The organism is Amycolatopsis nigrescens CSC17Ta-90 (genome assembly GCF_000384315.1).
GTDB lineage: Bacteria > Actinomycetota > Actinomycetes > Mycobacteriales > Pseudonocardiaceae > Amycolatopsis > Amycolatopsis nigrescens.
The window spans coordinates 3,603,812-3,624,378 of sequence record NZ_ARVW01000001.1 but is presented as its reverse complement, the minus strand read 5'-3'; the positions used below and the strand labels follow the sequence as shown (position 1 = coordinate 3,624,378).

23 protein-coding genes are annotated in these 20,567 nt (G+C 68.5%); 14 read left to right on the top strand and 9 right to left on the bottom strand.

Features of this window, described 5'->3' with window-relative positions:
- Window positions 1–7: 7 nt before the first annotated feature.
- Window positions 8–850, bottom strand: coding sequence for a helix-turn-helix domain-containing protein (locus AMYNI_RS0116930; protein WP_020669212.1), 843 nt, complete (start codon window positions 848–850; stop codon window positions 8–10).
- Window positions 837–1,352: a DUF6879 family protein gene (locus tag AMYNI_RS48180; protein WP_084628394.1), complete on the bottom strand. Its 516-nt coding sequence runs from the start codon at window positions 1,350–1,352 to the stop codon at window positions 837–839. The genes AMYNI_RS0116930 and AMYNI_RS48180 overlap by 14 nt, the downstream gene beginning before the upstream one ends.
- Window positions 1,353–1,984: 632 nt before the next feature.
- On the opposite strand from AMYNI_RS48180, the gene pdhA reads away from it, so the two are divergent.
- From pdhA to AMYNI_RS0116900, 5 genes are all read left to right on the top strand, one after another.
- Window positions 1,985–3,193 (top strand): pyruvate dehydrogenase (acetyl-transferring) E1 component subunit alpha, encoded by a 1,209-nt coding sequence (gene pdhA / locus AMYNI_RS0116920; RefSeq protein WP_026360557.1) that lies wholly within the window; start codon window positions 1,985–1,987, stop codon window positions 3,191–3,193.
- A complete protein-coding gene (locus AMYNI_RS0116915) occupies window positions 3,193–4,221 on the top strand; it encodes an alpha-ketoacid dehydrogenase subunit beta (protein ID WP_020669209.1) in 1,029 nt (342 codons plus the stop codon). The genes pdhA and AMYNI_RS0116915 overlap by 1 nt, the downstream gene beginning before the upstream one ends.
- Before the next feature lie 15 nt (window positions 4,222–4,236).
- Window positions 4,237–5,589: a dihydrolipoamide acetyltransferase family protein gene (locus tag AMYNI_RS0116910; protein ID WP_020669208.1), complete on the top strand. Its 1,353-nt coding sequence runs from the start codon at window positions 4,237–4,239 to the stop codon at window positions 5,587–5,589.
- Window positions 5,590–5,605: 16 nt separating this feature from the next.
- Window positions 5,606–5,908 (top strand): hypothetical protein, encoded by a 303-nt coding sequence (locus AMYNI_RS49065; protein WP_157357379.1) that lies wholly within the window; start codon window positions 5,606–5,608, stop codon window positions 5,906–5,908.
- 93 nt (window positions 5,909–6,001) lie between these two features.
- Complete coding sequence (locus AMYNI_RS0116900; protein ID WP_020669206.1) at window positions 6,002–6,463, top strand: FxsA family protein; 462 nt, start codon at window positions 6,002–6,004, stop codon at window positions 6,461–6,463.
- Here AMYNI_RS0116900 and AMYNI_RS0116895 read toward each other — a convergent pair.
- Window positions 6,460–7,038, bottom strand: coding sequence for an SCP2 sterol-binding domain-containing protein (locus AMYNI_RS0116895; RefSeq protein WP_020669205.1), 579 nt, complete (start codon window positions 7,036–7,038; stop codon window positions 6,460–6,462). The two genes, AMYNI_RS0116900 and AMYNI_RS0116895, sit on opposite strands and share 4 nt — an antisense overlap.
- A gap of 77 nt (window positions 7,039–7,115) precedes the next feature.
- The gene (locus AMYNI_RS0116890) at window positions 7,116–7,763 is read right to left on the bottom strand and encodes an SCP2 sterol-binding domain-containing protein (RefSeq protein WP_020669204.1); all 648 of its coding nucleotides are present in this window, start codon (window positions 7,761–7,763) and stop codon (window positions 7,116–7,118) included.
- 131 nt (window positions 7,764–7,894) lie between these two features.
- Between AMYNI_RS0116890 and AMYNI_RS0116885 the strand changes: the two genes are divergently transcribed.
- On the top strand, window positions 7,895–8,569 hold the full coding sequence (locus AMYNI_RS0116885; RefSeq protein WP_020669203.1) for a TetR/AcrR family transcriptional regulator: 675 nt from the start codon (window positions 7,895–7,897) through the stop codon (window positions 8,567–8,569).
- On the opposite strand, the gene AMYNI_RS0116880 is transcribed toward AMYNI_RS0116885, so the two are convergent.
- Both AMYNI_RS0116880 and AMYNI_RS0116875 read right to left on the bottom strand, forming a co-directional pair.
- Entirely contained in the window at window positions 8,564–9,421 is an 858-nt protein-coding gene (locus AMYNI_RS0116880; protein ID WP_026360556.1) for a MaoC family dehydratase, read from the bottom strand. The two genes, AMYNI_RS0116885 and AMYNI_RS0116880, sit on opposite strands and share 6 nt — an antisense overlap.
- Before the next feature lie 5 nt (window positions 9,422–9,426).
- Entirely contained in the window at window positions 9,427–10,773 is a 1,347-nt protein-coding gene (locus tag AMYNI_RS0116875; protein WP_020669201.1) for a 3-oxoacyl-ACP reductase, read from the bottom strand.
- A gap of 149 nt (window positions 10,774–10,922) precedes the next feature.
- On the opposite strand from AMYNI_RS0116875, the gene AMYNI_RS0116870 reads away from it, so the two are divergent.
- From AMYNI_RS0116870 to AMYNI_RS0116860, 3 genes are all read left to right on the top strand, one after another.
- Window positions 10,923–12,299: an acetyl-CoA C-acetyltransferase gene (locus AMYNI_RS0116870; protein WP_020669200.1), complete on the top strand. Its 1,377-nt coding sequence runs from the start codon at window positions 10,923–10,925 to the stop codon at window positions 12,297–12,299.
- 79 nt (window positions 12,300–12,378) lie between these two features.
- Window positions 12,379–13,332, top strand: coding sequence for a daunorubicin resistance protein DrrA family ABC transporter ATP-binding protein (locus AMYNI_RS0116865; protein ID WP_020669199.1), 954 nt, complete (start codon window positions 12,379–12,381; stop codon window positions 13,330–13,332).
- Window positions 13,329–14,132, top strand: a complete 804-nt coding sequence (locus AMYNI_RS0116860; RefSeq protein WP_020669198.1) for an ABC transporter permease — start codon at window positions 13,329–13,331, stop codon at window positions 14,130–14,132. Before AMYNI_RS0116865 ends, AMYNI_RS0116860 begins: the two co-directional genes overlap by 4 nt.
- 3 nt (window positions 14,133–14,135) lie before the next feature.
- Here the strand turns inward: AMYNI_RS0116860 and AMYNI_RS0116855 are convergent, their stop codons facing one another.
- On the bottom strand, window positions 14,136–14,675 hold the full coding sequence (locus tag AMYNI_RS0116855) for a DoxX family protein (RefSeq protein WP_020669197.1): 540 nt from the start codon (window positions 14,673–14,675) through the stop codon (window positions 14,136–14,138).
- A gap of 141 nt (window positions 14,676–14,816) precedes the next feature.
- A complete protein-coding gene (locus AMYNI_RS0116850; protein ID WP_020669196.1) occupies window positions 14,817–15,869 on the bottom strand; it encodes a glycerophosphodiester phosphodiesterase family protein in 1,053 nt (350 codons plus the stop codon).
- A gap of 126 nt (window positions 15,870–15,995) precedes the next feature.
- On the opposite strand from AMYNI_RS0116850, the gene AMYNI_RS0116845 reads away from it, so the two are divergent.
- The 5 genes from AMYNI_RS0116845 to AMYNI_RS0116825 all read left to right on the top strand — a co-directional run bounded on the left by AMYNI_RS0116845 (window position 15,996) and on the right by AMYNI_RS0116825 (window position 19,933).
- The gene (locus AMYNI_RS0116845; RefSeq protein ID WP_020669195.1) at window positions 15,996–16,742 is read left to right on the top strand and encodes a MerR family transcriptional regulator; all 747 of its coding nucleotides are present in this window, start codon (window positions 15,996–15,998) and stop codon (window positions 16,740–16,742) included.
- Window positions 16,743–16,841: 99 nt separating this feature from the next.
- A complete protein-coding gene (locus AMYNI_RS0116840) occupies window positions 16,842–18,038 on the top strand; it encodes an ATP-binding protein (RefSeq protein WP_020669194.1) in 1,197 nt (398 codons plus the stop codon).
- Window positions 18,039–18,292: 254 nt separating this feature from the next.
- Window positions 18,293–18,442, top strand: a complete 150-nt coding sequence (locus tag AMYNI_RS49565) for a hypothetical protein (RefSeq protein ID WP_020669193.1) — start codon at window positions 18,293–18,295, stop codon at window positions 18,440–18,442.
- Window positions 18,443–18,704: 262 nt separating this feature from the next.
- The gene (locus AMYNI_RS0116830; protein ID WP_020669192.1) at window positions 18,705–19,637 is read left to right on the top strand and encodes a bifunctional helix-turn-helix transcriptional regulator/GNAT family N-acetyltransferase; all 933 of its coding nucleotides are present in this window, start codon (window positions 18,705–18,707) and stop codon (window positions 19,635–19,637) included.
- A gap of 11 nt (window positions 19,638–19,648) precedes the next feature.
- Window positions 19,649–19,933, top strand: a complete 285-nt coding sequence (locus tag AMYNI_RS0116825; RefSeq protein ID WP_245574182.1) for a hypothetical protein — start codon at window positions 19,649–19,651, stop codon at window positions 19,931–19,933.
- On the opposite strand, the gene AMYNI_RS0116820 is transcribed toward AMYNI_RS0116825, so the two are convergent.
- Window positions 19,930–20,496, bottom strand: coding sequence for a peroxidase-related enzyme (locus tag AMYNI_RS0116820; RefSeq protein ID WP_020669190.1), 567 nt, complete (start codon window positions 20,494–20,496; stop codon window positions 19,930–19,932). The genes AMYNI_RS0116825 and AMYNI_RS0116820 overlap by 4 nt on opposite strands.
- Window positions 20,497–20,567: the final 71 nt, after the last annotated feature.

Here is a 20,567-nt window from a genome sequence, read left to right as displayed (position 1 = left end):
ACGCAATTCAACCGAATTCCCTGGCCACCGACCGCAGAAATTCGGTGGCCAGCTCCCCGGTCAGCGCATGGTCGAGAAAGAACTGGAAAATGTTCAGGTGATACGCCACATCCCGAGGATCCCGCAACGCCACAGACCCGGAAAACATCTCCACCCGAACCAAGCGCTCGTCATAAACAACAAAACTACTCAGCGGACTAGCGGGCACTGGAGTGGACTGACAAACAATTGCTATCTCAACATTCTTCTTTCGAGACACATCCGCGAGATGCTGAACTTGCCGAGCCATGACTTCAGCCGAAGCACGGCACCAGCGAACAGCCTGTTCGGTCAGGATGAAGGTGAACTGCCGCTCGGCGTCACCAAGGATCTCCTGTCTCGCCATGCGCGCCCGGAGAACCCGCTCGACGTCTCGGGCTGGCCGCCCAGTGACCGTCGGAGTGAGCACACACCGGGCGTAGTCCTCGATCTGCAGCAGCCCGGTCGGGATCGCTGGGAGGAAGTGGCGTATGCACAGCGAGGACTCGTCAAGCGCCCGAAGGTCTTCCTGCTGCTGCCAGAGCCCGATGCGGGCAAGAACCCGGACTGAGGTGTAGTCCACATTCGCACGCCTGGCCAAGTGCAGCAGCTCATCGACAACCGCACCCTCGATCCTGAGCGCCTTGAGGATCCGCTCGACATCCATCACCGAAGGCAGGATCTTGCCGGTCTCGATCCGGCTGATCTTGCCCTGGCTCATCGCGCACCGAACAGCCAGTCTCTGCCCGGAGAGACCGGCTGCCAGGCGCAGTTCCCGTAGTACTTCGGCGAGGTTCTTGCGCTTGTCGTCCTGCCGATCAGGCTCTAGCATTCCACTCGCTGAAAGGCACCCCGTTCTCCAGTGCGATGTCGCGCCATTTCAGATACTTCTCAATATTCGGATTCTCGACAAGCTCCCGACTGATCTGGGTTCCGTCCGAACGGTAGTTCAGATGAACGACCACCAACTCATCGAACATCCAGAAATCATATGGCGGCAGGTCCAAATTCTTTCCGGTAGTATCGACCACCCTGTAGTCCTCACCGGCGGCCACATTTTCCGGAATACTCCAAGACCATTGGTAACGCAAGTATTCGGTCAGCGGAAGCTGCACAACTTTCGCACGCTGCACTACCTTCCCGGCGCCGACATAACCGCGGATTCGTTCATGCCAAGCGGAATTATGATCATCAGGTTTGGGCTCGCCCGCCAGGAACCGGCGCAGACCATCCTGCTCGGTCGGCATCGTGTAGGTCTGTTGAAGTTCCAGACGGAAGGCAGAGCGCTCGAAACGGTCGAATACCCTGCGCCACTCATCACGCCCCAAGAGCACGAAGTGCCTCCTTGACCAGAGCGACAGGCAACTCCACAGCCTGCTCGCCCTCGCTCAGCCGTAAGTCCACGCCCGGCCTGACGCCAACCCCCTGAAACACCAGGGTTCCTCGATCCGACAGGTACACGGTCGCGCAGTCACCATCGTCGCACTCACCTGCGAGTCTCTGCAGTTCCATGGGCTCGAAGCTAACGAGCACGCTGGGTGCATACAAGGACACGGAGCGCTTAGACGCGTGGCCGCATAAACTCCCTTCCGCCGGTGTCCCACCTCACACTCGCGGCCACGGGTAACCGGCGCGGACCGTCACCGGAACGGACCTGCGCGCTCACAGCGCCGGGCGGATCGGCAGGTCGAGACCGCACTGGCCGCGTGCTCGCGGTCCCGACTTTCGGCTGGCACATCATCGGGAGTCCTAGCATTTGCCCAGCTCAGCCACCGTTTCTCAGCAACAAATCAGCCTCGGGGTCTGACCAGGGACGGAAGTTCATGCCAGGATGTCGGCACGAACAAGCCGTCACCGCCGACGGTGACCCGAGCGCTTCGGACCCGATGCGCAGGTTTCCGCCGGCGCCGTCGTGGTGGCCGCCACAAGCGGCCGGCGCGGCACCGACACCAAGGAGACAGAGCGCATGTCGTCCCCAGAACAGTGGACGCACCCGGAGCCTGGCGACGGACCGCCCGCCATTGCGGCGCAGCCATCCCCAGAACAGGTGATCGCCGGTTTGCGAGCAACGAACGAAGGTGGCGCTGAGCTCACTCAGCTGCTGACCCCCGAGGGTGAGCGGGTCCCCTCCAAGGTCTTCGACCCGTATGTGGCCGATGTCGACGGCGAAGCGCTACGCGGCCTGTACCGCGACATGGTGCTGGTCCGCCGCGCGGACCGGGAGTCCAACGCCATGCAGCGCCAGGGCCAGCTCGGCATCTGGGTTCCGCTGCTCGGCCAGGAAGCCGCCCAGATCGGCTCCGGCCGCGCGCTGAAGTCGCAGGACATGGCCTTCCCCAGCTACCGCGAGCACGGCGTGGCCTGGACCCGCGGAGTGGACTTCAAGGAACTGCTCGGCATCTTCCGGTGCAGCGACCAGGGCGGCTGGGACTTCAAGAAGCACGGCTTCCACCCCTACACGATCGTGATCGGCAACCAGGTGCTCAACGCCACCGGTTATGCGATGGGGCAGAAGTTCGAGGGCAAGGTCGGTGACGACGACGGCGAAGCGACCATTACCTACTTCGGTGACGGCGCGACCAGCCAGGGCGACGTGCACGAAGGGTTCGTCTGGGCCGCGGTCTACGACGCCCCGGTGGTCTTCTTCTGCCAGAACAACCAGTGGGCGATCTCCGAGCCGACCGAACGCCAGTCCCGGCTGCCGCTCTACCAGCGCGCCCGCGGCTACGGCTTCCCCGGCATCAGGGTGGACGGCAACGACGTGCTGGCCTGCCTGGCGGTGACCCGCTGGGCATTGGAACAGTGCCGGCACGGCAACGGCCCGGTGCTGATCGAGGCGTTCACCTACCGGATGGACGCGCACACCACCACCGACGACCCCACCCGCTACCGGCTCTCCGACGAGCTGGAGGAGTGGAAGCTCAAGGACCCGATCGAGCGGGTGCGCGCCTACCTGGCCCGCAACGGCGTCGCCGACCAGGCCTTTTTCGACCAGATCCAGGCCGAGGCCGACGCGTTCGCCGCCGACCTGCGCGACTTCTGCTTCAACATGCCCGATCCGCCGCCGGAGCGGATCTTCTCCAACGTCTACGCCGAGCCCTCGCCGGTCCTCGACGCCCAGCGCGAGGAGTACCTGGCCTACCTCGACGGCTTCGCGACGGCGGGTGAGCACTGATGGCGGCACCGGTGAAGGCGACGGAGAACAACCTGCACTCGACCGTGCAGAAACTGACCATCGGCAAGGGCCTCAACCTTGGCCTGCGCGCCGCGATGGAGGCGGACGACAAGGTCATCGTGCTCGGTGAGGACGTCGGCAAGCTCGGCGGCGTCTTCCGGATCACCGACGGCCTGCAGAAGGACTTCGGCGAGCAGCGCGTGCTGGACACGCCGCTGGCCGAGTCCGGCATCATCGGCACCGCGGTCGGCCTTGCCGTGCGCGGTTTCCGGCCGGTGTGCGAGATCCAGTTCGAAGGCTTCATCTTCCCCGGCTTCGACCAGATCTCCAGCCAGCTGGCCAAGCTGCACTACCGCTCGCAGGGCCGGATCAAGGTGCCGGTGGTGATCAGGGTGCCGTTCGGCGGCGGGATCGGCGCGGTCGAGCACCACTCGGAGTCGCCGGAGTCGCTGTTCTCGCACATCCCCGGGCTCAAGGTGGTGTCCTGCTCGAACCCGGTGGACGCGTACTGGATGATCCAGCAGGCCATCGCCTGCGACGACCCGGTGCTGTTCTTCGAGCCGAAGAAGCTCTACCACTCGGGCAACCTGCGGACCGAGGTGGACACCGCGGCCACCCCCGGCCCGCTGTTCGAGTCCAAGGTGCTGCGCCAGGGCAGCTCGGCGACCGTGGTCGCCTACGGGCCTTCGGTGAAGGTCGCCCTGGACGCAGCCACAGCCGCTGAAGAGGACGGCACTTCACTCGAAGTGATCGACCTCCGCACCCTTTCGCCGCTGGACCTCGCGCCGGTGTTCGAGTCGGTGCGCCGGACCGGGCGGCTGATCGCGGTGAGCGAGGCGCCTTCGGAGTCGTCACTGACCTCGGAGATCGCCGCGCGGGTGCAGCAGGAGTGCTTCTACTCCCTGGAGGCGCCGGTGCTGCGGGTGACCGGGTTCGACACCCCGTACCCGCCGACCAAGCTCGAGGAGGACTACCTCCCCGACCTGGACCGGGTGCTGCACACCGTCGACCGCTCGCTCGCCTGGTAAGGGGGATCCGCACAAATGCCCGAGTACAAACAGTTCCCCCTGGCCGACACCGCCGAGGGGCTGACCGAAGCCGACATCCTGACCTGGCACGTCAAGCCGGGTGACGAGGTGACGGTGAACCAGATCGTGGTCGAGGTGGAGACCGCCAAGGCCGCCGTGGAGCTGCCCATCCCGTGGGCCGGCGTGGTCACCGAGCTGCTCGTCGAACCGGGGCAGACGGTGGAGGTCGGCACGCCGATCCTGACCATCGACGTCGACCCCGGCGGTTCCGCACCCGCTACGTCCGGCAACAACGGTTCGGCCGCAGCGGAACCGGCCGCCGAAGAGGAGATGAAGCCGCTGGTCGGTTACGGCGCGAAGGCCGTGGCGACCAAACGACGGGCGCGCAAGGAGCCGGAGGGCGCCCAGCCGGTGCCGAGCGCACCGGCCCCGGTCAGCGCACCGCCGGCCCCGGCACCAGAACCGGAGCCGGTGCGGGGCGGCCAGGTTCCGCTGGCGAAACCGCCGGTGCGCAAGCTGGCCAAGGACCTCGGGGTGGACCTGCGCGCGCTGGCCGGTTCGGCCGAGGGCGGCGTGATCACCCGTGAGGACGTGCGGCGAGCGGCCGAGGGGCCGGTGACCTCAGCGGCGTCGTCCCAGCCAGCCGAGCCTGCCGGTTACGACCCCGGCACCAGGGAACGCCGGGTGCCGATCAAGGGCGTGCGCAAGATGACCGCGCAGGCCATGGTGCAGAGCAAGTTCACCGCTCCGCACGTGACCGAGTTCCTCACCGTGGACGTCACGCCGATGATGGAGCTGCGGGAGCGGCTGAAGGCCAACCGCGCGTTCGCCGGGGTCAAGCTGACTCCGCTGGCCTTCGCGGCGAAAGCGGTCTGCATGGCGGCGAAGCGCACGCCGGACGTGAACGCGGTGTGGGACGAGGAGAACCGCGAGATCGTCTACAAGGACTACGTGCACCTCGGCATCGCCGCGGCCACCCCGCGGGGCCTGGTGGTGCCGAAGCTCCACGACGCGGACGCGATGTCGCTGACCGAGCTGGCCGGTGCGCTGGAGCAGCTCACCGCCACCGCCCGGGCGGGCAAGACCACGCCGGCCGAGATGCTGAACGGCACCTTCACCATCAGCAACATCGGCGTGTTCGGGATCGACACCGGGACGCCGATCATCAACCCCGGCGAGTCCGCCATCCTGGCGCTCGGCACCATCCGGGACACCCCGTGGGTGGTGGACGGCGAGGTCGTGGTGCGCAAGGTCATGCAGCTCTCGCTGAGCTTCGACCACCGGGTGGTGGACGGTCAGCAGGGCTCGGAGTTCCTCTCCGACGTCGGCGCCCTGCTCGGCGACCCGGCGATGGCCATCACCTTCTAGCTATCTGCCCTCGTGAGTGGAAAGTGTTGCTCTGGCAACACTTTCCACTCACGACGTCAGCGGCCGCGCCGGGCGCAGGCCGCCGGAGGAGACGGCCAATGCCGCGGCGCCTGGGAAAGACAGCCGTCAGGACTCGCTCAACGCGATGCACCAGGCGATCGCCGAACTCTTCGAGCCCGAGCGCGACGACCTGCGCCTGCCCGCGAAGAAACTCGCCGCACTGTTCCTGTCCCTGCTGTTCAGCCGCTCGCGCGCGCCCGATCATGCGGTGGACACCGAAGAGCTGGTCGACGTCTTCCTGCACGGCGCCACCCGCTGACCGTGCCCTCAAGGCCACCTTTGGGGCGTTGAAGGTAACAAAGGGGGCCTTGAGGGGCGGGAGCAAATCAGGGGGCGGAGTCGTTGTAGGGGTATGGGCGTTGTGATTCTGCTGTACGTGGTTGCCGAGGTGGCCGCCGTCTGGGCGGTGAGCTCGGCCATCGGTTTCCTCGGCACGATCGGGCTGCTGCTGGCCGGGGCGTTCCTCGGCTCGTGGCTGGCCCGCCGCGAGGGCGCCCGTGCCGCCCGCGCGTTCATGCAGACCGCACAGGCGGGCAGGCCGGCGCACGCGGAGATCACCGACGGGATGCTGATCGCGCTCGGCGGGGTGCTGATCATGATCCCGGGCTTCGTCAGCGACGTGCTCGGCCTGCTGCTGCTCCTGCCCACCCGTGGCGTGTTCCGCCGCGCCTGGCTGCGCCGGATCGAGAAGCGCACGGTGCAGCACGCGAACCAGGCCCGCGGGCCGGTGATGGTGGTGGACAGCGAGGTGGTCTCGGAGCCGCCGGGAGACGACCGGCCGCAGCGGAGCCACCCGGTGATCGACGCCGGTTAGGCCGCCGGCCTCGGGATGTCGAAGTAGCTGCTGAACCGCACCGCGGGGGCGTACTCGCCCTTCACCCGCACCCGGCCGGTCATGAACATGGTGGCCACCGCGACCGCCCCGGTGGCCATCCGGAAGAAGTCGTCCGCGGCCACCGTGATGGTGGTGTCCGGGTCGCGCCCCAGGTCCGCGCTGGACACGCAGACCCCGTCCTCGATAACCGTCTGGAAGCGGTCGAAACCGTCGTCCCCGTCCCCTTCGGGGAACCGCCATGCGACCACCAGGCTGACATTCCTGGCCTTATCCTCGACAAAATGGTCGGACATTCGGCGAAATATCTCGTCCAGGAATACCGAGCGTAGTTCGGCGTGTTCGGCAATGGCCCGCAGCTGTTCCTTACCGGCCCGCGCGACGACGTCCACCAGCGTTTCGGTGGACAACGAGGTCAGTTCCACCCCGGCACCGGCGACGCCGAGCATGTGCAGCGTCTCCAGCAGCTGGATGAACTGCTCGGGGCTCAGTTTGCGCAGGTCGATCTGCCGGGCGAAGCCGTTGATGGGATGCTCGTCCGGCACCGGCTGCCGCACCGGGCGGGAAAACCACCGCGCCCACCGGCTTTTCCGTATCGGTTCCGGGTCCACGCCAGCGAAGTGTAGGAGCATTCCTATGGTTTGGGAAGGTCGAAGAATCCGATCATACTGGCGGCGAATGCGAGATCGCCCTTAACCTTGATCTTCCCGGTGACGAACAATACCGCCGGAGTGGCCTGATGGGTGATCAGCCGCAGAAAGTCGGTCGGCCCGATCGTGATGGTCACCCTCGGTTTTTCGGTCAGCTCACGGCGGACCGTGCAGTCGCCGTCGCGGAGCACCGTCTCGTACCGGTCGTAACCGTCCTCGTCCGACCCGCCGGTGAGCCACCAGTGCACCACGGCGTGCAGGTCCCGCCCCCGGTCCGGCTTGATGTGCGCCTTCATCCGGTCGAAGATCTCGTCGAGCAGCCTGGCCCGCAGCCGCGGCTCGGCGACGACGCGGTCCAGCTGGTCCTGGGACGCCTTGGCGACCAGTCCGGCGAAGTGCCGCGGTTCGACCTTGCTCAGGTCCAGCTCCGGCACGTTCGCGGCGACCTTGTCCAGCACCGCCAGCAGCCGGCGGAAGTCGTCCTTGCCGAGCTCGGTGGGGTCGATGGCGGAGGCGAGCGTGTTCACGTCCAGCGAACGCAGCTCCAGCGCACCGGGGTCCATCCGTTCGAGTGCCTTGACCAGTGCCGTTCCCCGCAGTCCCACCAGTCCTGCGCCGGTATCGTCCGTCATGGCCCCTCCCACGTTACCTACTCGTGCGTAAGGCTACGCGCCAGTAGGTTCCGCGGCAAGCAGCCCGATCCTCCGCAAAGTCACACCGGTCGGCGCGCTCCAGGTAACTTTGTGCCGGAAAGGAGGTCCGTGTGACCGAGGAAGTACAGCGGGCTCGCCGGCTACCGAGGGCGGTCCGCGAGCGGCAGATTCTGGACGCCGCGGTCCAGGTGTTCTCCCGCTACGGCTACCACTCCGCGTCGATGGACGAGATTTCCGAGGTGGCCGGCGTCTCCAAGCCGATGATCTACACGTATCTCGGCTCCAAGGAAGACCTTTTCGCGAAGTGCATCCGGCGCGAGGCCACCCGGCTGCTGGAGGCCGTCCAGGCCGGAGTGCAACCAGAACTACCGCCCGACATGCAGCTCTGGCACGGGCTCCGCTCGTTCTACCGGTTCGTCGCCGAGTACCGCGAGTCGTGGACCGTGCTGCACCGGCAGGCGCTGACCGTCGGCGGTGAGTTCGCCGCCGAAGTGACCGCGATGCGCAGCAGGGCGATCGAGCTGGTGGCCGCGCTGGTGGTGAACGCGGGCGCCAGGAAGGGCCTCGGCGAGCAGGCCGAGTTCTCCGGCGAGGGCCTGTCCGCCGCGCTGGTCGGCGCGGCCGAGTCGCTGGCCGACTGGTGGCTGGACCACAGCGAGGTGAGCGACGGCGTGCTGGCGTCCTGGCTGATGAACCTGGTCTGGCTCGGCTTCAACGACCTGGTCGAAGGCGAGATCTGGCGCCCGTCCGAGAGCACGCCGGCGGCCACCTCGCCGGGCTCATGAGGTGATGGTGCCCTCCAGATGAGGCTTGGGCTTGCGGGCGTTCCACAGCTCGAACGCCCACCCGTCACCCGCCCGCCAAGACGTGAAGGCCACCTTCGCCGGCAGTAGCACCGGCAGTTTGAACCGCACGTCCACCGTGTAGGCGTCGGGCAGCCTGCCCTCGAACGCGGCGAGGCAGCGCGCCTTGGTCCACATGCCGTGCGCGATCGCGGCGGGGAAACCGAACGCGCGCGCGGTCAGCGCGTGCAGGTGGATGGGGTTGCGGTCGCCGGAGACCTCAGCGTACCGGCGGCCGATGTCCGCCGGCACCTGCCAGACCGCGGTGGACGCCGGCGCGGAGAGCTGCTCGCCCTTGCCGCGTTCGCCGCCGGACCCGCCGCGGTGCAGGTAGGTGCTCACGTCCGTCCAAACAGGACCGTCCGGCGTGTCGGACGGCACCAGCTCGCTGATCATGTCGAACTGGGTGCCCTTTTCGTGCGGGCGCAGGTTCTCCGCGCGCACCCGCACGCTGAAGGACTCGCCGAGGGTCACCGGCCGGTGCTGGGTGATCCGGTTCGCCAGGTGCACCATGCCCAGCAACGGGAACGGGAAGCCCTGCTCGGTCATCAACGCCATCTGCAGCGGGAACGCCAGCATGTGCGGGTAGGTCGCGGGCAGCTGGTCGGTCAGCCGGAACTCGCAGACCCGGTTGTACGCGGCGAGGTGCGCCGGATCGACCACCACCCCGGACCGGACGAACTCGGTGTCCGGGAGGGTTTTCCCGGTCTTGCCGCCGGGCAGCAACCCGCCGACCAGCGCCTTGGGGTAGAGCGTGCCGAGGCTCGGCGGGGAGGACAGTTCCTTGATCACCATGGCCGTCACGCTCCCAGCAGTGCCTGGCCGCAGACGCGGACCACGTTGCCGTTCACCGCGGTCGAGGCCGGGTTCGCGTACCAGGCGATGGTCTCGGCCACGTCCACCGGCAGCCCGCCCTGGCCGAGGCTGGACAGCCGGCGGCCCGCCTCACGGATGAACAGCGGGACCGCGGCGGTCATCTTGGTCTCGATGAAACCGGGGGCGACCGCGTTGATGGTACCGCCGTGTTCGGCCAGCAGCGGCGCGCCGACGTCGACCATCCCGATCACGCCGGCCTTGCTGGTCGCGTAGTTGGTCTGGCCGACGTTGCCGGCGATCCCGGCGATCGAGGAGACGCCGATGATCCGGCCGTTGTCCCGCAGCACCTTGTCCGTGAGCAGCTTGTCGTTCACCGCGAGCTGCGAGGCGAGGTTCACCGAGAGCACCGAGTCCCAGCCGCCCTCGGCCATGTTGCCGAGCGTCTTGTCCCTGGTGATGCCCGCGTTGTGCACCACGATGTCCACCCCGCCGTGCCGCTCGAGCAGGTGCGCGGCGAGCTTGTCCGGCGCGTCGGCCGCGGTGATGTCCAGCTGCAGCGAGGAGCCGCCGACCCGGTTCGCCACCTTGGCGAGGTCGCCGCCCTGCGCCGGGATGTCCAGCGCGACCACGTGCGCGCCGTCGCGGCCGAGCACCTCGGCGATCGCCGCGCCGATGCCCCGCGAGGCGCCGGTGACCAGCGCGACCTTGCCGTCCAGCGGCTTGTCCCAGTTCTCCGGCGCCCGCACCGCGGGCACGCCGACCCCGCCGACCCGGATCACCTGCGCGTCCACGAACGCGGACTTCGCCGACAGCAGGAAGCGCAGGGTGGACTCGGCCGCGTCCTCGGCGCCGGCGGCGATGTACACCAGCTGCGCGGTGGCGCCCCGCTTGAGCTCCTTGCCGGTCGAGCGGACGAAGCCTTCGAGCGCCCGCTGCGCGATCCGCTCGCGGCCCTCGACCAGTTCCGGCGGGGTGCCCAGCACCACCACCCGGCCGGACGCGCCCACCTTGCGGATCACCGGCTGGAAGAACTTGTAGACCTCACGCAGCTGCTTGGGGTCGGTGATGCCGGTGGCGTCGAACACCAGCGCGCCGTACTTCTTGTCCTCGGCCGCGGCGGTGAGCACCTCGATGCCGGCGTCGCCTAGCTGGGTCCGAACCGTCTTCTCCAGGCGTCCGCCGGGTGCGGCGCCGAACAGCGCCGGCCCGTCCAGTGCGGGCTGGCCCGGCTTGTACCGGCGCAGGGTGGCCGGGTTCGGCAGGCCGAGCCTGGGCACCAGGAACCTCCCGACCGGAGTCTTGGTGAACTGCTGGTACCGGTCCGCCGACATATTTCCTCCCGTGGAGGCGGCATCTACCAGGCAGTGCCGCCATCGGAACCCTCGTGCGCCTTCTTGGTCACTCGCCATACTAACCTACTCGCGGGTAGGTTACACTCGATTCCGGGTTGCACATCTCTGATCGCGATTGCGAGGACGCAATGACCGCAGCAGGCGGAAAGTCGACCGGCCGGAGCACGGCGAGCGGACGCGCCCGTACCGCCAAGAAGGCCCCGGAGAAGGACGCGAAGAACACAGAGAAGGTGGCGGGCATGCGCAAGGTCGCGATCATCGGCGGTAACCGGATCCCGTTCGCCAGGTCCAACGGGCCCTACGCGACGGCGTCGAACCAGGACATGTTCACCGCCGCGCTGGACGGCCTGGTGGCCAGGTTCAACCTGCAGGGCGAGGTGATCGGCGAGGTCGCGGCCGGCGCGGTGCTCAAGCACTCCAAGGACTTCAACCTGGCCAGGGAGAGCGTGCTTGGCAGCAAGCTGTCCCCGGCGACCCCGGCCTCCGACGTGCAGATGGCCTGCGGCACCGGCCTGCAGGCGATCGTGAACGTGGCGAACAAGATCGCGCTCGGCCAGCTCGACTCCGCGATCGCCGGTGGCGTGGACACCACCAGCGACGCGCCGCTGCCGGTGAACGAGGACCTGCGCCGGATCCTGATCCAGCTCAACTCGGCGAAGACCGTCGGCGAGCGGCTCAAGCTGATCGCCAAGATCCGGCCCGGTCACATCGTGCCGGCCATCCCGCGCAACGCCGAACCGCGCACCGGGCTGTCCATGGGCGAGCACGCGGCACGCACCGCGAAGCAGTGGGAGATCACCCGCGAGGCGCAGGACGAGCTGGCCGCGGCCAGCCACCAACACCTCGCCGCCGCCTACGACCGCGGCTTCTTCGACGACCTGGTCACCCCGTTCCTCAAGCTCTCCCGCGACCAGAACCTGCGCGCCGACTCAACCGTGGAAAAGCTGGCCAAGCTCAAGCCGGCCTTCGGCGGCCAGGACGGCACCATGACCGCGGCGAACTCCACCCCGCTGACCGACGGCGCGTCCACCGTGCTGCTGGCCACCGAGGAGTGGGCGGCCGAGCGGAACCTGCCGGTGCTGGCGTACCTGACCTTCTCGCAGACCGCCGCGGTGGACTACGTGCACGGCGGCGAGGGCCTGCTGATGGCCCCGGCCTACGCGGTGCCGCGGATGCTGGCGCGCGCCGGGCTTTCCTTGCAGGACTTCGACTTCTACGAGATCCACGAGGCGTTCGCATCCCAGGTGCTGAGCACACTGAAGGCGTGGGAGGACCCGGCCTTCGCCAAGGAGAAGCTCGGCCTGGACGGCCCGCTCGGCTCGATCGACCGGTCGAAGCTGAACGTGAACGGCTCCTCGCTGGCCGCCGGCCACCCGTTCGCCGCGACCGGCGGCCGGATCGTGGCGACCCTGGCCAAGCTGCTGCACGAGAAGGGTTCCGGCCGCGGCCTGATCTCGATCTGCGCGGCGGGCGGGCAGGGCATCACCGCGATCATGGAGAAATGAGCCGTACCGGCGTAAATACAGCGCTTTTGTCGGACTCGCCTTCTAGTCTGGGCACCAGTCCAGGCAGGGGAGTTCCGGTATGTCGCAACCCGCGGTGAGCGCGAAGGCGCTGGTGAAAACGTACGGCGCCACACGCGCGCTGGACGGGGTGGATCTGGAAGTCCCGGTCGGCGAGGTGCTCGGCCTGCTCGGGCCGAACGGCGCCGGCAAGACGACCATGGTCCGCATCCTGACCACCCTGCTCAGACCGGACTCCGGTCAGGCGTACGTGGCCGGGCACGACGTGCTGGCCGAGCCGGACGCGGTCCGCCGCTCCATCGGCCTGTCCGGGCAGTACGCGGCGGTGGACGAGAACCTGACCGGGTTCGAGAACCTGTACATGGTCGGCCGGCTGTACGGGCGGAAGAAGTCTTCGGCGAAGGCTCGGGCCCGCGAGCTGCTGGAGCGGTTCCAGCTCACCGACGCCGCCGACCGGCCGTCGAAGGGCTACTCCGGCGGGATGCGGCGACGGCTCGACCTGGCCGGCGCGCTGGTGGCCGAGCCGAGCGTGGTGATCCTGGACGAACCGACCACCGGGCTGGACCCGCGCGGCCGGATCGACACCTGGACGGTGATCAAGGAGCTGGTCGCGGACGGCACCACGGTGCTGCTCACCACGCAGTACCTGGAGGAGGCCGACCAGCTCGCGGACCGGATCGTGGTGATCGACAAGGGCAAGGCGATCGCCCGCGGCACCGCGGACGAGCTGAAGGCGCAGATCGGCGGCGAGCGCCTGGAGCTGGTGGTGGCCAGCCCGGACGACCTGCCCGCGGTGGCCACCGTGCTGGCCGAGGTCGGCGCCGCCGAGCCGACCGTGGCGGAGCACACCCGCAAGGTGGACGTGCTGGTGGACACCGGGCCGAAGGCGCTGATCGAGGCGCTGCGCCGGCTGGACGCGCAGAACATCGTGGTGCAGGACGTGGCGCTGCACCGGCCGACCCTGGACGACGTCTTTCTTTCCCTGACCGGGCATGCCGCCGAGGAGGACGCGTGAACGCGATCGCGAAGGGCTTCTCCGACGGCGGAGTGATCACCTGGCGCAACCTGATGAACGTCCGGCGCAACCCGGACTGGCTGATGGCGGCCACCCTGCAGCCGATCATGTTCGTGCTGCTGTTCGCCTACGTCTTCGGCGACGCGATCGGCGGCGAGGCGGGCGGCGCGGCCTACCGCGAGTTCCTGATCGCCGGGATCTTCGCGCAGACGGTGGCGTTCAACTCGGCGTTCACCGTGATCGGGTTCGCGAACGACCTGCAGAAGGGCATCATCGACCGGTTCCGCTCGCTGCCGATCTCCCGGTTCGCGGTGATCATCGGCCGCACCACCTCCGACCTGCTGGTCAGCGTGATCGCGCTGGTCGTGATGTCGCTGTGCGGGCTGATCGTCGGCTGGCGGATCCGCGGCAGCTTCACCGACGCGGTGCTCGGCTACCTGGTGATGCTGATGTTCGCCTGGGCGCTGTCCTGGGTCGGCGCGTTGATCGGGCTGGTGGCGCGCAGCGTCGAGGTGGCGCAGAGCGCTGGGCTGGTGTGGATGTTCCCGCTCAGCTTCATTTCGTCCGCCTTCGTGCCGGCGGACAAGCTGCCGAGCGTGCTGCGGGCGATCGCGGAGTGGAACCCGTTCACCGCGGTGATCAACGCCAGCCGGGACCTGTTCGGCAACTCGTTCGGCCCGCCGCCGACCGGCTGGCCGGCCGAGAACGCCGCCCTCTACTCGATCCTGTGCTGCGTGCTGATCATCGCGGTGTTCGCGCCGCTGGCCGCGGCCCGCTACCGCCGGGTGGCGAGCAAGTAGCCGCTACTTCGGCAGCGCCTGCTTGCCCTTCTTCTTGGCCTTCTTGGCCGCCTTGTCGGCTTTTCCGGCGATCTTGTCGGCCTTCTTGCCCACCTCGCCGGCGGCCCGCTTGGCGCGCCAGTTCAGCGACGGCTTGCCGTGCGTGTCCGCGGCGGAGATCAGCAGCCCGCCCCCGATGGCGGCGTTCTTGAGGAAGTGCACCCGGTGCTGCGCCCGCTCGTCGGGGTCCTGCTTCTCCCAGTAGGCGTGCCCGGCCAGGGTGGTCGGCACCAGGCTGCCGAACAGCAGCAGCGACGCCAGCCGCGGCGCCTTGCCGAGGGCGAGCGCGGTGCCGGCACCGACCATCACCGCGCCGTTGATCCGGACCAGGGTCTGCGGGTCGGTCGGTACCCCGTCCGGCAGCTTGTCCGCGTGCCGTTCGACGGTCTTCTCCAGGAACGGCTGCGCCATCTTGACGCGCGTCTCCGGGTGCCGGAGCGTCTCGATGCCGCCGCTGACGAAGGTGGCGGCCAGCAGTGGACGGGCCAGTCGGCGCAGGATCACGGTCTTCTGCCTTCCAGGTAAAGGAGCTGTGCTGCCGAAGTTACCCCCGGCACCCAGTCCTTACCCGTAAACCCGCCCGGCTATGCCCGGTAGTGGTTTCTCAAGCTTTCTAATATTTGAGCTATAGGGCTGTAGAGTCCGCTAGCGGCGCGCCGGATAGCCGCGCGGCAGCGTGAAACCGCGGCTCGCGGCCACCTCGCGCAGCCGGTCCGGATAGTCGGTGATGATCCCGTCCACGCCGTCGTCGATCAGCTTGTGCATGGTCGGCTTGTCGTCCACGGTCCACGGGATCACCTTGATCCCGGCCCGGTGCGCCTCGTCGACCAGCGCCTTCGTGGTGAACGGCTGATAACCCGGGTCGCCGACCCCACCGCCCTGCGGATTGCCGTGCACCGGGGAGAGCGCGCTCGCGCCGAACGAGCGGACCGCGCGGACCGGGCTGCCGCCGAAGTCGTCGATGTCCAGCCCGCCCAGCCACGGCGACCGGCCGGGCAGGCCGACCTGGAGGAACTCGGGTTGGGTGAGCGCGACCGTGCGAAGCCAGGGCGCGGTGCGGTGCATCAGCATCAACGCACCCCAGTCGAAGCTCTGCACGGTCACGTTGGCCGCGAACCCGGACCGGGTGATCTCGCGCGCGGCCCGCCGGACGAACTGCTCGCGCGGCGCGGTTTCCGCCGGTGCCGCCGCTTCCACCTTGGTCTCCACGTTGAACCGCAGGCCCCAGGCGTGATGGCGGCGCGCCAGCGCGAACAGCTCGGCCAGGGTCGGCATCTTCGCACCGGGCGAGAGCTGCTGGCCGGGGAAGTTCGGCTGGCGCTGCGAACCGCAGTCGAGGGTGCGCACCTGCGCGAAGGTGAGGTCCTTGACGTACTTGCCGGCGTACGGGAACTGCGGGTCGCCCGGCGTGACCGGACCGGTGTCCGCGCACTTGGCCGGGTTGATCCGGCGGTCGTGCGTGATCACCTCGCGGCCGTCCGAGGTGATCTGGATGTCCAGCTCCAGCGTGGTCACGCCGAGTTCCATCGCGCGGGAGAAGGCGGCGAGCGTGCCCTCCACGGTCAGGCCGATGCCGCCGCGATGGGCCTGGATGTCGAACCCGGGGCGGGGCTGGAGCCGCGCCTGGGCGGGAGCTGCCGTGCCGGCCAGGACACCGAGGGCGGCCAGCAGGACCGCCAAGGGCTTGCGAAGGCTCATCCGCCCACCTTTTCGCAGCTAGACGCCGGTGACACCCCCTATCGGGTGAAGAGGCGGAGAAGTCGGCTTGACTTTGACGTTGCGTCAACTTCTACCTTGGTAAGCACACCGAAGGGAGGGGTCGCGATGGAATGGTCCATCCAGGACATCGCACGCTCGGCCGGTACCACCAGCCGCACCTTGCGCCACTACGGCCAGCTCGGCCTGCTCCGGCCGAGCCGGGTCGGCACGAACGGCTACCGATACTACGACGAGCAGGCCCTGGTGCGGTTGCAGCGAATCCTGCTGCTGCGAGAGCTCGGCCTCGGCCTACCGGCCATCGCCGAGGTCCTCGACGGGCAGCGGGACACCGCCGCAGCGCTGCGCACCCACCTCAAGCTGCTGGAACAGGAGCGGCAGCGGATCGGTCGGCAGATCGAGTCGGTGAAGACAACGCTCCGGAAAACGGAAGGAGGTGAACAACTCATGGCACAGGAAGTATTCGACGGTTTCGATCACACCCAGTACGAGGAGGAGGTGACCGAGCGCTGGGGCCGCGATGCCTACGAGAAGGGCGACCGCTGGTGGCGCTCGCTGAGCGACGCCGAGAAGAAGGCGTTCCAGCAGCAGCAGCTCGACATCGCGATGGACTACGCCAAGGCGCACCAGGCCGGCAGCACGCCGGACAGCGCGGAAGCGCAGGCCATCACGCAGCGGCACTTCGAGTGGCTGTCGATCACGACCAATCCGACGAAGTGCTACTTCATCGGGCTGGGTCAGCTGTACGTCGACGACCCTCGCTTCACGGCCAACTACGACCGTCACGGCGAGGGCACCGCGGAGTTCATCCGTGACGCGATGAAGGTCTACGCCGAGCGCAACCTCAGCGACTAGACCACCGAGCAGGGCTGCAGACCTGCTCGGGCTCGACACACCTAAGTATTTCTGTGCCTTTCTCGCGCTGGCACTAGAAAGCCCGATACGGTCCTAGCGATGGACCCCATCCGCAATCCGTTCGCACCAGGCGCGGGGCAACGGCCGCCGGAGCTGGCAGGCCGGGAGCGCGAGCTGCACGCCTTCGAAGTGGTGCTGGAGCGGGTGGCAAAGGGACGGCCCGAACGCAGCCTGGTGCTCACCGGCCTGCGCGGGGTCGGCAAGACCGTGCTGCTCGGCGAGCTCCGCTCGATGGCCGTCCGGCACGGCTGGGGCGCCGGCAAGATCGAGGCGAGGCCGGACGCGGACCTGCGCCGTCCGCTGTCCGCGGCCCTGCACCGGGCGATCCGCGACCTGGCGGTCCGGCACCGCGCCCCGGACCGGGTGGAGGACGTGCTCGGCGTGCTCAAGGCGTTCGCGCTGCGGGCCAACAAATCGGACGCGAAACTCCGCGACCGCTGGCAGCCCGGAATCGACGCGCCGGCCGCGCAGGGCAGGGCGGACTCCGGCGACATCGAGATCGACCTGGTCGAGCTGTTCACCGACGTGGCGGAACTGGCCGCGGACGTGGGCACCGGGGTCTCCCTGCTGATCGACGAGATCCAGGACCTCGGCCCGGAGGACGTCTCCGCGCTGTGCGCCGCCTGCCACGAGCTGTCCCAGTCCGGGGCGCCGCTGGTGGTGGTCGGTGCCGGGCTGCCGCACGTGCCCGCGGTGCTGTCCGCGTCGAAGTCCTACTCCGAGCGGCTGTTCCGCTACTCCCGGATCGACCGGCTGGACCGCGAGGACGCCGACCGCGCGGTGCTGGCGCCGATAGAGCGCGAAGAGGCCGGCATCGTGCCGGAGGCACTGGACGCGATGTTCGACGCGTCCGGCGGCTACCCGTACTTCATCCAGGCCTACGGCAAGGCCGCCTGGGATGCCGCGCCGGCGGACCCGATCACGGTCAAGGACGTGCAGGTCGCCGCGCCGGAGGCGGAGTCCGAGCTGGCGGTGGGCTTCTTCGGCTCGCGTTACGAGCGGGCCACCCCGGCCGAACGGGAGTACCTGCTGGCCATGGCCGAGCTGACCCAGGGCCGCGACGAGCCGGCCGGCACCTCGGATGTGGCCGTCTACCTGGGTCGGAAGCCTTCGTCGCTGTCGCCGGCGCGGGACAGCCTGATGAAGAAGGGCCTGGTGTACTCGGCCGAGCGCGGGCACATCGCCTTCACCGTGCCGCACTTCGGGCACTACCTGCTCGGCCGCACCGACGACTGACCAGGGCAAATAGCCGGCTTTTTGCCCGCATCGGGTTGCCTAAGGATATATAGAAATTTTGGTAGAGATAGTGATATTGGCGGAGACGTTAGCCGGACGTGAGCGGCGCCACCAAAATTAATCGGCTTAGCGCCGAAGTCACCGATGATTCATCGGCAGGTGTGCCATGTCACCGGATAATCGTTGGCAACCTTGTGAAAAAAGGTGCATACTAGAGGCATCAGCCACCAAGACACAAGGGGAAGCAGAAACCGATGAACAACATCGCCGCCAAGCTCCGTGCCCGTCGCGCCGAGGCTCGCACTCGCCGGGCGCTGAACCGGGCGATCGACACCGCGGCCACCGCGACCGTTCGTCAGGAGCTGATCGCGATCGCCCAGGCTCGCCAGCCGCACATGCGCTGACCTGCCCCAACCGTGGGACACCAGCGGGCAGATCTTCACCCGTTAGAGTGACCTATGACACATAGAGCAGAGGGTGTAACGCCGCCGAAGGTGGCGTCGATACCCCTTATGACCCCGTGATGCTGGCGGACCCCCGACCTGGCAGCATCACGGGGTTTCCATTTGCCCAGGTCTCCCTGGGAAGCCCCCCGAAAAAACCCGTTGCCGTCGCCGTCATGCCGAGTACTCTTTGACTCCGTCAACGATCTTGTCGGGGTGGTTCATGAACTCGCAGCAGCTGGCCGAACGGGTCGCCACGGTGCGCGCCTTCAACCGGCTCTACACCGGGGTGATCGGGGTGCTGGACGAAGGCCCTGCCGACGCCGAGTACTCGCTCAGCGAAGCCCGCCTGATCTTCGAGCTGTCCCGGCAGGAGACCACGCAGGTCGCCGACCTCCGCCGCCGCCTCGAGCTGGACGCCGGTTACGCCAGCCGGCTGCTCGGCAGGCTGGAGGAGCGCGGGCTGCTGGCCCGTGACCGCTGCGAATCCGACGCCCGGCGCCAGGTCGTCCGGCTCACCGAAGCGGGCCGCGCGGCCTTCCGGGTGCTGGACGCGCGCAGCACCGAGCAGATCGGCGGGCTGCTGGAACGCTTCGGCGACCAGGACCAGCGCCGGCTGCTCGGCGCGATGGACACCATCGCCAACCTGGTCACCGCCGAACCACCGGCCGATCCGGCGCTGGTGCTCCGGCCGCCCGCCCCCGGCGACTTCGGCTGGGTGGTGCACCGGCACGGCGCGCTCTACGCCGAGGAGTACGGCTGGGACGAAGGCTTCGAAGCACTGGTGGCCAGGGTGGTCGCGGACTACGTGGACGGCCGCGACCCGGACCGCGAGGCCGGCTGGATCGCCGAGCTGAACGGCGAGCGCGCCGGCTGCGTGTTCTGCACGCGCGGGCCGGACGAACGCACCGCGAAGCTCCGGCTGCTGCTGGTCGAACCGGCCGCACGCGGAGCCGGCGTCGGCAGGCGGCTGGTCGGCGAATGCCTCGCGTTCGCCAAGGCCAGCGGGCACACCGCGATCGAGCTGTGGACCGTGGATCTGCTCGCCGCGGCCCGCCGGATCTATCAGCAGGCCGGGTTCCGGCTGGTCGCGGAGGAGCCGTTCGAAGGCTTCGGCCATCCGCTGACCAGCCAGACCTGGCGGCTGGAGCTGTAGCCGTGTTCGTCATGTACTGCCCGGCCTGCGACCGGCGGACGCTGCTCGGCGTGGACGAGGTCGAGTGGGTGCACAACCTGGCGCCGGGGATGATCTCGGTGCGCGGCAGCTGCCCGCACGGCCACCCGGTGGTGGTGCTCACCGGCGAGTCGTTCACCCCGCGCGAGGACCCGCGCCGGTTCTCCACGCCCTCGCTGTGGGCACGCGCCGCCCGCGGCCCCCGCCGCTGGCTGGCCAGGCTCGTCCGGCAGTACCGGATCCGCCGCGACATGCACCCCGGCCTGTTCCGCTTCTAGCGGCCCATCCCGTAGAACTCGTCGTTCGGCCGCAGCGCGGTGAGGTGGGCCAGCCGGTTCGACATGGCGAACAGCGCGGTGATCGCGCCGACGTCCCAGATCTCGTCCTCGGTCAGCCCGGCGTCGCGGGCCGCGGCCAGGTCCGGTTCGCCGAACAGCGCGGAGTCCTGCGAAAGCGCCAGCGCGAGGTCGACGATCGCGCGGCCACGTTCGTCCAGCTCCACCTGCCACGGGTTGCTCGACACCCGGTCCGCGAGCTGCGGGTCCTTCGACCTGATCCGCAGGATCGCGCCGTGCGCGACCACGCAGTAGGTGCAGTGGTTCGCGCCGGAGGTGGCCACCACGACCAGCTCCCGCTCGGCCTTGCTCAGCCCGTCGGACCGTTCCATCAGCGCGTCGTGGTAGTCCAGGAAGGCCCGCAGCTCGGCGGGCCGCCTGCCGAGCGCGCGGAAGATGTTCGGCACGAAACCGGACTTCCCCGCGATCACCCCGACCCGCTCGCGGAGGTCCTCGGGCAACTCTTCGAGTTCGGTCACGCCGAACCTGCTCACCTGCTCGCTCATACTCGACAAGCTACTGGTGTCGATTCCGGGCGGCCTCGTTCGTCTAGGGAGCGCTTTGACCGTGCACGATG

Coding starts and splice junctions, on each gene's coding strand:
- AMYNI_RS0116880 (WP_026360556.1), bottom strand. CDS start 9,421: ATGGTGATCAAGGAACTGTCCTCCCCGCCGAGCCTCGGCACGCTCTAC.
- AMYNI_RS0116825 (WP_245574182.1), top strand. CDS start 19,649: ATGTACTGCCCGGCCTGCGACCGGCGGACGCTGCTCGGCGTGGACGAG.
- AMYNI_RS0116840 (WP_020669194.1), top strand. CDS start 16,842: ATGGACCCCATCCGCAATCCGTTCGCACCAGGCGCGGGGCAACGGCCG.
- AMYNI_RS0116900 (WP_020669206.1), top strand. CDS start 6,002: ATGGGCGTTGTGATTCTGCTGTACGTGGTTGCCGAGGTGGCCGCCGTC.
- pdhA (WP_026360557.1), top strand. CDS start 1,985: ATGTCGTCCCCAGAACAGTGGACGCACCCGGAGCCTGGCGACGGACCG.
- AMYNI_RS49565 (WP_020669193.1), top strand. CDS start 18,293: ATGAACAACATCGCCGCCAAGCTCCGTGCCCGTCGCGCCGAGGCTCGC.
- AMYNI_RS0116915 (WP_020669209.1), top strand. CDS start 3,193: ATGGCGGCACCGGTGAAGGCGACGGAGAACAACCTGCACTCGACCGTG.
- AMYNI_RS0116820 (WP_020669190.1), bottom strand. CDS start 20,496: ATGAGCGAGCAGGTGAGCAGGTTCGGCGTGACCGAACTCGAAGAGTTG.
- AMYNI_RS0116845 (WP_020669195.1), top strand. CDS start 15,996: ATGGAATGGTCCATCCAGGACATCGCACGCTCGGCCGGTACCACCAGC.
- AMYNI_RS0116930 (WP_020669212.1), bottom strand. CDS start 850: ATGCTAGAGCCTGATCGGCAGGACGACAAGCGCAAGAACCTCGCCGAA.
- AMYNI_RS0116850 (WP_020669196.1), bottom strand. CDS start 15,869: ATGAGCCTTCGCAAGCCCTTGGCGGTCCTGCTGGCCGCCCTCGGTGTC.
- AMYNI_RS0116865 (WP_020669199.1), top strand. CDS start 12,379: ATGTCGCAACCCGCGGTGAGCGCGAAGGCGCTGGTGAAAACGTACGGC.
- AMYNI_RS0116910 (WP_020669208.1), top strand. CDS start 4,237: ATGCCCGAGTACAAACAGTTCCCCCTGGCCGACACCGCCGAGGGGCTG.
- AMYNI_RS0116890 (WP_020669204.1), bottom strand. CDS start 7,763: ATGACGGACGATACCGGCGCAGGACTGGTGGGACTGCGGGGAACGGCA.
- AMYNI_RS0116875 (WP_020669201.1), bottom strand. CDS start 10,773: ATGTCGGCGGACCGGTACCAGCAGTTCACCAAGACTCCGGTCGGGAGG.
- AMYNI_RS0116830 (WP_020669192.1), top strand. CDS start 18,705: ATGAACTCGCAGCAGCTGGCCGAACGGGTCGCCACGGTGCGCGCCTTC.
- AMYNI_RS0116870 (WP_020669200.1), top strand. CDS start 10,923: ATGACCGCAGCAGGCGGAAAGTCGACCGGCCGGAGCACGGCGAGCGGA.